The organism is Flavobacterium sp. HJ-32-4, from assembly GCF_022532105.1.
In the GTDB taxonomy this organism is placed as follows: Bacteria; Bacteroidota; Bacteroidia; order Flavobacteriales; family Flavobacteriaceae; genus Flavobacterium.
In genome coordinates, this window is sequence record NZ_CP092832.1 from 3,315,470 (window position 1) to 3,328,175 (window position 12,706).

The window sequence follows — 12,706 nt, forward strand, 5'->3', positions numbered from 1 at the left end:
ACAAAAAGACCTCCCAGAAGGGGAGGCCTTTTCATGCAAAAAAATCTATGTATAAATAAGAACGTACTAGTTGAGGACTTTCCGGGTTACTATCGAACCGTCGGTCAAGGTAATTTTCAGAAGCAATACTTGCTTTTCAAGGTTCAACACTGAAAGGCGCACTTCATTTTCCCCTAATGCCATTATTGTGTGAACCATTCGGCCCCGGATATCAAACAATTGCACTTTTTCAATACCCGCGGACAAAGCGTGGATCGTCAAACCGTCCTTATCCGTAAAGACCGCTACCGGGATGCCAGCTACGTCGGGTATTCCCAGCGTCGTGTTTGTATACTGAATTTGAAAACGGTCGTTGAAATCACCTGCCGCCGTCGTGAAACTATAAGGTGTTTCTTTCAGGTTGGTGACACTACCTGTAATGTTATCCTTGAGGAAGATACCCTGTTCACCTGCAAAAACGCCGTCGGCATGGTCAAAAGAGATGGTCATCGTACCCGTCGTCTCCGCATGAAGTGCCATCGGCACAATATCATTATCATCAAATGATGAGCGCGCCTGTATGCCATATCGTTCACCTCCGATCATCGTAGCAATACAGTTTCCGCTAGGAAGCAGGCGTCCGTCATAACCTACGTCTTCACCCATCGTGGCCGTATCAAGATAAGCCAACAGCATCTGGTTACCTTTAGACGTTTCGCTTTCGATGTTTAACCAAAAACGGCTGTTTTCGCCACTTACTGCACTTCGGAAAAACTGCCCCTGGTTGTTTCCAGTCCGCATATCGGGTGTAAAATTCACAGCAGACAGATTGGAAGTGTTGCTGAAAACAAAGCCCTGCCCTACCTGTATGGTGCCATTGGGTACCATTCCGCCCTGGAAGGCTGCGGTAGCTCCGGTATTGTTGTACATGGCATAATTAGAGCCGCCAACCAATTGGTCATGATGCGCCCAGAAGTAGAGACTGCCGGGATTGGTCGCGAGAAATGCATCGGCATCGACTGTCGAAGGAAACGGATTCGAAATAATATGGTTGTAGTTCGTACCGTTTATTGTTGGTACCGCGATACGACCGTTATTCGGAACACCTGTAAACTGACTGATAAACAATGTTGTAGGTGAAGCACCTGAAAACGGCGGATTCGGGAAGTTGTTGGGCGCACGCACCATATACCCTCTCCCTGTCACAAAATCATAGGTCCCAATCGTCGGATCAGATGCACTGCTGAATACCGGCACGAAGGACGAGGAATTTACATTATAAGTATAAAAACGGTTCCAAAGCGTCAAAGGAGAAAAGGCAAACAATTTTTGTCCGGATACCGGGCTCCCCCAGTAAACATAGTCCTGGCGCCATATCTTGACGTTGGTTTTAAAGGTAACCAATCCCGAATTGGCAAATGCGTAATCCGATTGCAACAAGTTGCTACCCTGCTCAAAAGTGAGGGAGCCACCGTTTACCGTTATCGGTCCTGATAGGTCGAAGTCGTATGCCGTAACCGGCTCTCCGTTTGCGTCAACAGAACCAACTGTGACGTTGCCGCTGTTAACAATGATCCCACACGAGAAAAAATCGGCTGATGCATTGTAATCTCCTTCAAATACAGCGGTGGCTGGTATGCCATAAAAAGGATCGTAGTAATCATTTGGCGCACCATTCGACCAACTGGTACCGTTCCAAACCGTGTTAAAACACTTTTCGGCCAAAGCGTAATAGCCCGGAATTTGGGACGGCGTCAACTCCATGTAAACGGGTGCACGCTCTGGAAAAAACGTAGGAGGCTGATAGTAAACTCCTTCCAGGTCATTGGAACGAAAAATCCCCGATGGTTCGTTTACCAGTGAATAAAAGTATACCCTGACAGCGGATATGTTCGCTGCCCCGGTTAACACGGATACCTCTACCTTCCTTGATGCAAGACCGTAACCATAAAACGGACGACCAACCGAATTGACGTGTGGTTTAAACGACAACCAAACGCTACTTATTCCATTCCCAACCATCGAAAACCAAACACCGTAATTCGAAATGCTTAAAGGATCCACACTACTAAAGAAAGGAGACGCATTTGGAATTTCATTGACCGATGCCACAGTAGGTACTTCCATTCGTACTTCGCCATTAATCTCGATATTATTGGGGCCATCTTCAAGACGGGAATTCAACGGTATCACCAAATAGGCGCCATTGCTAAAGTTGAAAGAACCTGCTTCCACCTTCATTACATCCCTAATGGTAATCACCTGGGTGGTGGTCACGGGTGCTGACATCTGCTTGTAGATTTCCCAACGATTAAAGGTTGCAGTTGGAGCAACCGCATCGTTACGGTAAACACCATTTCCGGTTAGCAATTGCGCCGTTGCCGTTGGATCGACATTCCGCATCCACAGCGTATCGATCGTGGCGATACCTTCATTGAAAATACTGCCGCCCGTGTTGAGCAAATTGGTACGGATTTCGCCCGAAGTAATCGTCAAATCACCCGCAATATCGATTTGCGGGGAAGACACGAAGCGGTTGGTGCCGCTGCCCGTTTCAATCTCGATATCGCCAAAATACATATTGGAAGTGGTAAAATAAAACCCCTGGTTACCGCCCGCGTCGGTGGAAACGCCGTTTCCAAAGCGAAAAACATGAGACAGTGGAAATACAATCCCGGATGGAATGCTAATGCTTAGGGTCGATGCACCGTTGGCCACATGTGGGTCTACAATCGTAATACGGCCTGCTGAAAGAGCAAGGCTTGCGGTGGTTGAAGCAGTAAAGTCAAAGATTTTGTTCCCCGATTGGACGCTTCCGACCGCATTTCCACCGCCATTACCGTCAACAACCATTTCGCCTCCGCTTTGGCTAAAACTGCTCCCTGAGTTACCCTTAAAGTTACCGTTTAGGGTAAAAGTACCGCCCGATAAGATAAACGAGCCATTCAAGAGAAAAGTACGATCGCCACCACCCGCCGGACCGATGGTTACCGCGCCTGAGGAAAGCGTCAGGCTGCCGCCGGTATTTACCGCCATACCCGTACCGGAACCTCCGCCGACATTGAAGTCTCCGCCATTGACGGTTATACTTCCGCCCGTGGTTACGGAATCGGTTACGGCAAATGTACCCGAGGAGATTGTGACAGAACTACCCGGACGGACATTAAGCGTTTTGGCATTCGCGGTTCCACTTACTGTAAGCACCCGCCCTTCCAGGATGTAGGCACCGGTGCCGGGAGTAGGAACAGATCCAGTGCTCCAGATGGATGAATCCGACCAATCACCTGACTGTATCGCAATTACGTCGCCAGAAGTGTTGATATCGCTGAAGGAAGAACCAATGTAATAGGTATCCGCTAGGTTGGCCAAGGGTATGCCTACCCGGTTTGCTTTGATATAATTAGTACCAGATGCATGATTACCCGGTGCGGGCGTATTAGCCGATGTCACATGGTGATTGCCGTTGATAGGCGCGTACAGCAACGGGGCATATACATCTTCCCCGTCGAAACTGAGATCGAAGGTAGCGCTGCCGGTGATCCCCGTTTGGCCGACCGCCCATCCCGTATTGCTTCGCAGGTTGACAGTGTAGCCATCGTTATCGAGAATCGAATTGTACGAAACGTTATTTGCATCTATCATGGGCCCTACGCGCACGATTCCCCCAGTGGTAGAGGCTGTTTTTGAGACCGTGACGTCCCGTCTTTTGGTTCCATTTTGTCCGACCATATAGAAAGGTCTGGAGCCGGCGTCAACACCAAACCAACGACCCAAAACGGCGGTAGGTGCAAATCCGCCTGAAATGAAAGAGAGATCGTCATTCAGCGCCGGGCCAGTTCCGACAATAAATGTTGAACCAAGCGTGTCAATGGTACCGCTTGTTAAAGTAAGCATACCAGACACTGTACCCGTATTGCTGCCTGATAACAAAGAATTGGCATTCGAGAATGTCACGCCTCCATTCGTATTGGCACAATCCAGGGCGGAAAAATTGGCCGTGGCACCGCTAAGCGCGTTTTGGAAGACGCCAGCGCCCGAGACCGTCTGGTTACTGCTGCCAGTAAATGCAATCGAGCCTAGCGTGCTGAGCGTGCCATTATTCGTAAGGCTACCACCCAGTTGTAAGCCCGCCGTAGCCAGTATCCGGAACTCCCCGCTTGTGACCGTAAGCGAACCATTCATGCGAAAGCTATCGGCGATATTGGCGTATCTATTGGCACCGGATCCGGTATTGATTTCCAACGAGCCCATAGTAAGTGTTGTGGGTATACTGACCCGCATGGCCAGTGCCCCACCTACGGTTGTGGAAACACCATCACCCAACACAAGCCTGTGCGAACTGTTAGAGGTGCAGATTCCGGAAGGGATGACAAATACCTGGTCTGACGCACCGCTTCCCACGTGCGGATCTACAATAATGAGACGTCCGCCAGTAAAATAAAGATTGATGGCGCTTGCCGATGTAAATGAAAACAATGGTGTTCCCGTAGCAACGCTGGATGCGGCAATACCGTTATTATTACCGTCAATTATGATATCTCCACCACTTTGGGAGAGGATAGCCCCACTCGCGGCAGTCAAGTTTCCATTCAATACAAGCGTACCGCCATTACTTAAAGAGAGTGAACCACTGGACGTAATAGATAACGTGGTGTTATTCCCCGTGGCGCGACTTACCGTAAGCGTATTGGACCCTATGGAAAGACTGCCATTTTCAATGGTAAGCTGACGCACCGATGCTGATGCGTTCAATACCATGTTCGCGCCGTTACGTATAACATAGTTGTCGGCGTTAGTAATAGCTGCCGGTGCCGCGCCGCTGCCATTGCCGTTAACTCCCCAAGAGGTTCGATTCGCAAAATTAGTAGAAAAAGGCTTTGAGTAATACGTGGTTTGGGCCGTGCTATCCCATCCAAAGACCAGACATGCTGCCAGAACGTAGAAAAAAAGGGTCATCTTATTGAGACGCCTGTTGTCAGTGGTAGCACGAGTCTCAGCTGTAAGGGTGGCGCTATGACCTGGCTGCATGTTGTTGTAGCGATGTTGCATAAATTAGGTGTTTTGGGTTATTGATTTTTGGGGACAAATCCAACAATGGCGGAGTTTTTTAAAAGGGAAGCCGCCCCCCAAACGGACGGCTTCCCAGTTCAATTAAGAAACTATATATAAAAAGAACGTCAATGCATCAATGCCTGATTGAGACAATCCCGTAAGCCAAGAATCTCTTTTTCGAATACAGTTCCGACACTTTTTCAAGAGCACGAGTTCTGACAGAGCGCTTGCTAAATATGCGCCACTCACTCCGCAGAACGCCCCTCTTAAAAAATGTTTAACATTTTAGAAAAAAAGTTAGACAAATCTAAAAGTTGATGTAATGGAAACACTTGACTTTTGGTAAGAAAGTAGCGAAGGCTGTGAAATCAAATTAATTATCATTATCACACAAAATCACTACTATAAACTGTGATGTAGCCCTTCTAACTTGATGAATTGTTCAGTTTTAATAAAAAAACAATGAACAAATTATAAATATGACAAAGCGGGCTGCTTGACAATTGTCAAGAAGTGAGAAACAAACGACAAAACCGCGGAGGTGTGCGAAAGAAAATGGCATTTCGTCACACTATTTCTCCGTTCCATCAAGAGACGGTTAACTGACGATGGTGAGATGTAGAGAAAGGATATTATTTGAGCCGCAACGCACCACAGCGTCGAATGCGACTCAACGTTTCGGGTGTGACACCAAGATAAGAGGCAATAAACTTCAACGGCACGTTTTGATAGACTTCGGGTTGTTCCGAGAGAAGTTTCTGGTAACGCTGTTCGGCTGTTAGCATTCTGAAATCTAGTGTACGTTCGCGCAAACTCTGTATAAGGTGCTCGTACGTTTGTTTACATACATGTCGCCAAACCAGGGTGTTGGAAAGCAATTGATCATAACTTTCTTTATCAATAGCAATCAAAACGCAATCAGATAAGGCTGACACTCTTTCACGCGAGGGATGACCTGTCACAAAACTCTCAAATGCCGTTACAAGGCCGCCAGGACCGACAAGCTCAGTCGTGATTTCTTCACCATCATCAACAAAATAGACACGAACATATCCCTCTACCACAAAATAAAGGGTATCAACCTTCCGCTTCTCTTTTTCCAGAAGTCGGCCCTTTGATACGCTAACAGCGCGAAGTAGGTTAATAAGCGTCGTAACGTCATACGAATCGATTGGCATGATAGTATTGACATAACGCAGAAAATTGCTGATGGGCATATGCGAACTCTTATTGGGGTAAGAGTTACCTGAAAAAACCTCTCAAATATATTAACTATTGTTTAATATATCAACTGCAATAAAAAAAACTAGATATCTATAAATATCAGTTAATTAAGCGTATAAACAAAATACTAAGCCATAAGTCATTAAACAAATATTTAAACTAAGCCGTGTGCAAAGTGGCATACTTACGTGAACCTCTTTTAGATCAATCAGACGCCCCTCCATTAAGACAAAAAAGAGGGCACCGTGGTAGTCCCCCAACCCCTCGTGCGCCCTCTATGCAAAATTGGTAGATCGCTGAAAAACAGCTCTCGAAAAGCCCCAGTGTGGTTTCTCAGGTAAGTCGAACCGTTTTACTTCGTGTTCATCCTATGGGCTTAGCCAAAAATAACCCGACACAATAAGATTCGCCTTGACCTGTATCAAGAAATGAATTTTCTCACAGAAATAAGGTTCACCTAAGCGACTCGTAAAGTGATCCAACCGCTCTTATTTTGTTTTCGCGCTGCGTATCCGACTCAGTGTCTCCGGGCGAATTCCCAGATAAGAAGCAATGTATTTGAGCGGCACATGCTGGTATAATTCCGGCCGCTTGGCATAGAGCTTTTGATAGCGCTCTTCCGCGGTCAACGTAAGAAGGTCGAGTGACCGTTGCCGCGACTCGGCCAAAAAACGCTCGTAACTATATTTACAGACATATTTCCAGGACACCGTTTCCTTCATCAGGATATCGTAAGAGGCCTTGTCTGCCCACATCAAATGACAATCCGTGACGGCACTCAACGTTTCGGTCGAAACCTCCTGGTTGACGAAGCTCTCAAATACCGTAACAAGCGAATTACCGTGCACAAGCTGTGTGGTAACCTCAAGTCCATCATGGTTACACGACATCCGCATAACGCCATCAACCAAAAAATACATTTTCTCTACAACCCGGCCATCCGATTCTACGATCGTTCCCCGCGGCACCTCCATGCAGTGGAACGCTTTTTCGAGAACAAGCTCGTCTGTCTCAGACACATTCGTTATGCCCGATATGTAATTAACTAAGTGATGTAGCGGCATGCTGCAACTCTTTTTTGGGGGTAAGAGCTACCTGAAAAACCGCGTAAAGATACTTTTTTTGAAAATTCCCTCCTAGCAGATTAAAAAATTAACTTAACAGCCAATTTTTAACGAAATAGACCTCCTTTTCATACTTATTTTGTAAGTCTTTCAACAACTACTGCGCCCACTATTTTTTAGATACGCCTTCTTCCTCCATCAGCTTAAGTCCGAAATTTCGGATTTGAACGATGATGTCCAGCACCTCCTGCCCCCTCGGTGTCAACGAATATTCGGTGCGCGGCGGCACTTCCGCGAAGACTTTCCGCACGATATACCCGTCCCGTTCGAGTTCTTTCAACTGTGCCGTCAGCATTTTGTCGGAAATATGCGGAATGTCCTTTCGCAATTCCCCATAGCGCCGCACCTGGTCGCGAAGCCGCCACAGGATCGGGGCCTTCCAGGCACCTCCAATCTGTTCCATCACCAGTTGCACCGGGTTATAATAGACGCGTCCGTTGATAATGAAGTCAGGCATATGATGCGTTTTAGACGAAGATACCAAAAAACAACCCTTACTTACCAAAAAGTGTGTTCCGCACGCCTTGGTAACACTCTTGAAGCAGGGCTTTTCCGGGCGTAGCTTTGGAGTGTTAAACAAAAACTCCTTATGAAAAAACGGCTACTACTGGCCATGCTCGTCCTGACGTGCATCGCACATGCCCAACACAATGCGGGCTACAAAGGCAAGATACTGATGATTGCCTCGAACCAGGCCACCAGCAAACAAACCGGATGGCCCATCGGCGTCTGGTATTCCGAACTCACCCACCCCTATTGGACGTTCACCGAAGCGGGCTATAAAGTCGACGTGGCGTCCCTGAATGGTGGCGCGCTCTTTTTCGACAGCTTCAGTGACCCGGAAGATGCAAGCGGATACGCGGCCTTCGACCTACTGTCGCTAGGCTTCAAAAAAGACCCGGCCAAACGCGATTGGCTCGCGAACTCGAAGAAACTGGCCGACATCAACCCCAATGACTACAAAGCGATCTTCGTCTGTGGCGGGCAAGGGCCGATGTACACCTTCTATAAAAACCCGGAACTGCTGGCCTTCTTCAGCAACTTCTACCAAACCGGAAAACCGACCGCGGCCATCTGCCATGGCACCTGCCTCTTGCTCGACGCCCGTCTTCCCGATGGCAACCTCATCGTAAAAGGAAAACACTGGACAGGATTCGCGAACAGTGAAGAAAATTATGCGGATGCGTATGTAGGGATGAAAATCCAGCCGTTCCGTATCGAAGACGAAGCACGCAAGCTGCCGGACACCCATTTCGAAACCGCCCACGCATTCGATGCCTTCGCCATACGAAGTGGTAACCTCATCACCGGCCAACAACAGAACAGCGGCGCCAAAGCAGCCGAGCTGGTCGTGCAGGCCCTGGAAGAGGATGCGAAACGCTATCCTACCTATATCTTCGTACACGGTGCCTGGGCCGACGAGAGTGCCTGGGGTGGCATACGCACGACTTTGGCCGAGCACGCCAACGTTGTGACCGTCAACCTTCCCGCACATGGTATCGATCCAACGGCCGGCACGGAGGTCACCCTGAACGATTACGTCAAAACCGTTACGAACGCCATTGACGCGGCACCGGGTAAAGTGATCCTGGTCGGACATTCAATGGCAGGCGTCATCGTATCTGCCGCAGCCGACCAACGGGCCGACAAAGTCGAAAAAGTCGTGTATGTAGCGGCTTACCTCCCAAAAAGCGGACAAAGTATTGCCGCCATCAACGACGATTTCTTCGGGAAGAAACCCATTCCCATTTTTGAGTATTCCGCCAACGGGGCCCTCGTAAGCATCCAAAAAGACGCCATCGCCGATGTGGTATGTGCGGATTGTCCGGCATCGATCAAAGAAATGCTGGTAAAATACCACCGGGCCGAACCGACCAAAGGGTTTACCGAACCGACCACCCTGTCGGCCGGTTTTGCCCGCATCCCGAAATACTATATCTTCACCGAAAACGACCACGCCATCCCGCTTGCGCTCCAACAGAAAATGGTCAAAGCCGATGGCACCGTTCGCAAAACAGCCACAATGAAAACCAGCCATTTGCCTTTTGTGGTGCAGGGCCCTGAATTCCTTTCCATCCTACAATCGTTCCAAACACTATGATACCCTATCGCATTGCCGTAATCGGCCTCGGAAACGTCGGGGCCGCGCTTGCCCGCAACTGGAAAAAGGCCGGACACACGGTCGTATTCGGCGCGCAGTTTCCCCTTTCAGATAAAAGCCGACGACTCGTTGACGAGTTTGGCGAAAGCCGCTTCCTCACCGTTACGGAAGCCATAGCCCAAAGCCAGGTGATCCTGCTGGCCACACCCGCCGCCGCTGTAATCGAATTAGCCGATGCACTAGGCGGCGACCTGAGCCACGCTGTTATCATCGACGCGACCAACGCGATCATGCCCCTACCGAACGGCTACGCAACAGCCTTCCATTTTCTGGCCGAACACACCAACGCACGGCTTGTCAAATGTTTCAATTCGACCGGATTCGAAAACATGGCGGATCCGTTGTATGCCGACCAGGCCCTCGACATGTTCATGGCCGGCGACAACGTCGAAGCCAAACAGGTAGCCCGACAGTTGGCACTCGATTGTGGCTTCGGCACCTGCATCGATTTTGGCAAAGCCGATAAAGTGGAATTGTTGGAAAAATTCGCCCTCAGTTGGATCAATCTCGCGATCATGCAAGGAATGGGGCGCGGCATCGCCTTCCGTTTACTGCATCGCTGATCCCTTCGTATAACTTTAGTAATCAATTAACAAACCTTCCGTCATCGTTCTACGTATATAGGATAGGTTTGTTTTTGTTATTGGTTAGGCTGCAACCCCGGACACCGAAGCGTCTGGGGTTGTTTTTTTAGGAAATAGGGCGTCTACCACTGCTCAAACCAATCGAACCATTGCCGGATGATGGCCTCCTTCTCCGCCTTAAGGAAGTCGAGATAGGCCGTCGCAACGGGTCCGAGTCGTTTTTCTTTCAACCAAATCAAATACCAGGTCGACCGTATTGGAAAACCCTTGACGGGAATAATCTGCAATTGGCGGTTCAGCAGTTCATTCTTGATACCGATGAGGGGCATGATCGAATACCCAAGTCCGGCGATTAAGGCTTGTTTGACCGCCTCGTTGCTGGTGAGTTCCATCTTCTTTCGCACAGGCAGGCGGTTACGGCTGATATAGCGTTCCATCACGTGGCGCGTACCCGACCCCTGTTCGCGGTAAATAAGCGGTATTTCCTCGAAAATCGCTTTCCCCTGCTCCGTTTCCGGGAAGGTACGGTCGTAATTCCCTACGACGAACAACTTGTTTTGCATCAACTCCACTTTGTCGATTTGTAGTTTCTCAGGCAAGACGCTCACCAACGCGAAATCGACCTCATTGCGTTCGAGGGAAGCGATCACCTGCGCTTTGTTGGTCACATCCAGGTACAATTCGACCCCTTCGTTCGCTTTCATGAAATCCGCGATGAAGTAAGGTGCGATGTACTTTCCGGTCGACACCACCGACATCTTCAACCTACCGGTGAGTTGTCCCTTGTGGGCATGCATCCGAAAATCGATGGCGTGCACCTCGTTGAGGATGGTCTCCGCCGCCGCGGCAATCTCAAGTCCGAAGTCCGTCACAAACAGCTTCCGGTTGACAATCTCAATCAACGGAAGCTCAAACTGGTCCTGGAAATTCCGCAACTGTATCGAAACAGCCGGCTGGGTCAGGTGCAGTTCCTCGGCTGCCTTCGTAATACTCTTCGTTTGCACGACCATGGCGAAAATGCGCAACTGGTTCAGCGTATAGTTCATAAAAATATTTTATATAAGATATATCAAAGTTAAATAAAAATTTATCGAAAACACGCCCCAACTTTGCCCTGTAACCAAAAAGCAATTTTCAATGACGCGAATTACAGTAGCCAAAGGCGACGGAATCGGACCCGAAATTATGGATGCCACACTGGCCATCATCAAGGCGGCAGGTGCCCGCATCGAAATCGACGAAATCGAAGTGGGTGAGAAAGTATACCTGTCGGGTAATACCTCAGGTATTGCAAGGGAATCATGGGATATCATCCGCCGGAACAAAGTGTTCCTCAAGGCGCCGATCACCACGCCACAGGGCGGTGGCTACAAAAGCCTGAACGTTACCACACGCAAATCGCTCGGACTCTACGCCAACGTGCGTCCGTGCTTCACCCTTCATCCGTTCGTACAGACGAAACACCCGAAAATGGATGTCGTCATCATCCGTGAGAACGAAGAAGACCTATACGCCGGTATCGAGCACCAGCAAACCGACGAAGTCGTGCAGTGCCTCAAACTTATCAGCCGTCCGGGTTGTGAGAAAATCATCCGCTACGCCTTCGAATATGCCCGTCAATACGGTCGCAAAAAGGTGACCTGCTTCTCGAAAGACAATATCATGAAGCAGACCGACGGACTCTTCCACCAGGTATTCGATGAAATTGCCGCTGAATATCCGGAACTGGAAAACGAGCACTGGATCGTCGACATTGGCGCCGCCAAACTCGCCGACACTCCAGAGATTTTTGACGTCATCGTCATGCCAAACCTCTACGGCGACATCCTCAGCGACGTAGCGGCCCAGATCGCAGGTTCGGTCGGACTCGCCGGATCGTCGAACATCGGAGCCGAGTGCGCCATGTTTGAAGCCATCCACGGATCGGCACCGCGTCGCGCCGGACAAAACCTCGCGAACCCATCCGGGCTCCTTCAGGGTGCCATCCTGATGCTGACCCACATCGGACAACAGGATATTGCCGAGAAAGTACAGAACGCCTGGCTAAAGACGATTGAAGACGGAATCCATACGTACGATGTCTTCGTAGAGGGCGCCAGCACCGAGAAAGTGGGCACACGCGAATTCGCCGAGGCCGTCATTGCGCGCCTGGGCCAAACGCCGGTGAAACTGAAACCGGTGAAGTATGCCACCGACGTAGTCATGAACCTTCCGGAATACCGTCGGAAACCAGCCGCGCAAAAAGACCTCGTAGGTGTCGATATCTTCGTGCACTGGGCCGGAACCAATGCATCCGAACTGGCGGCGAAAATCCAACCACTTGACGGAGCCGAGGTAAAACTCAACATGATCACGAACCGCGGTATCAAGGTATACCCTGATGGCTTCCCTGAAACCTACTGCACCGACCACTGGAGATGTCGTTTCAAGCCGGTAGAAGGCGCGACCATCACCAAGCAGCACATCCTCCAACTGATGCAGACGGCCGAGAGCCTGGGAGTAGACGTCATCAAGACCGAAAACCTCTACACCTTCGACGGACGGGCCGCTTATTCACTCGGACAAGGTCAATAAAAACCCCC

The 12,706-nt window shown here is 49.5% G+C and carries 8 protein-coding genes; 3 read left to right on the forward strand and 5 right to left on the reverse strand.

The genetic code is table 11. The annotated features are described in order from the left end of the window. Positions 1 to 66 precede the first annotated feature (66 nt). From MKO97_RS14210 to MKO97_RS14225, 4 genes are all read right to left on the reverse strand, one after another. Positions 67 to 5,028: a T9SS sorting signal type C domain-containing protein gene (locus MKO97_RS14210; RefSeq protein WP_241103870.1), complete on the reverse strand. Its 4,962-nt coding sequence runs from the start codon at positions 5,026 to 5,028 to the stop codon at positions 67 to 69. Between the two features lie 635 nt (positions 5,029 to 5,663). Next, positions 5,664 to 6,248, reverse strand: a complete 585-nt coding sequence (locus tag MKO97_RS14215; RefSeq protein ID WP_241103871.1) for a Crp/Fnr family transcriptional regulator — start codon at positions 6,246 to 6,248, stop codon at positions 5,664 to 5,666. Positions 6,249 to 6,743: 495 nt separating this feature from the next. After that, complete coding sequence (locus MKO97_RS14220) at positions 6,744 to 7,319, reverse strand: Crp/Fnr family transcriptional regulator (protein ID WP_241103872.1); 576 nt, start codon at positions 7,317 to 7,319, stop codon at positions 6,744 to 6,746. Positions 7,320 to 7,488: 169 nt separating this feature from the next. Beyond that, on the reverse strand, positions 7,489 to 7,836 hold the full coding sequence (locus tag MKO97_RS14225; RefSeq protein ID WP_241103873.1) for a helix-turn-helix domain-containing protein: 348 nt from the start codon (positions 7,834 to 7,836) through the stop codon (positions 7,489 to 7,491). Positions 7,837 to 7,968: 132 nt separating this feature from the next. Between MKO97_RS14225 and MKO97_RS14230 the strand changes: the two genes are divergently transcribed. Both MKO97_RS14230 and MKO97_RS14235 read left to right on the forward strand, forming a co-directional pair. Beyond that, a complete protein-coding gene (locus MKO97_RS14230) occupies positions 7,969 to 9,480 on the forward strand; it encodes an alpha/beta fold hydrolase (protein WP_241103874.1) in 1,512 nt (503 codons plus the stop codon). Next, positions 9,477 to 10,103 (forward strand): NADPH-dependent F420 reductase, encoded by a 627-nt coding sequence (locus MKO97_RS14235; protein WP_241103875.1) that lies wholly within the window; start codon positions 9,477 to 9,479, stop codon positions 10,101 to 10,103. The genes MKO97_RS14230 and MKO97_RS14235 overlap by 4 nt, the downstream gene beginning before the upstream one ends. A gap of 143 nt (positions 10,104 to 10,246) precedes the next feature. On the opposite strand, the gene MKO97_RS14240 is transcribed toward MKO97_RS14235, so the two are convergent. After that, complete coding sequence (locus MKO97_RS14240; protein WP_241103876.1) at positions 10,247 to 11,170, reverse strand: LysR family transcriptional regulator; 924 nt, start codon at positions 11,168 to 11,170, stop codon at positions 10,247 to 10,249. Positions 11,171 to 11,261: 91 nt separating this feature from the next. Between MKO97_RS14240 and MKO97_RS14245 the strand changes: the two genes are divergently transcribed. Then, entirely contained in the window at positions 11,262 to 12,698 is a 1,437-nt protein-coding gene (locus MKO97_RS14245; RefSeq protein ID WP_241103877.1) for an NADP-dependent isocitrate dehydrogenase, read from the forward strand. Positions 12,699 to 12,706: the final 8 nt, after the last annotated feature.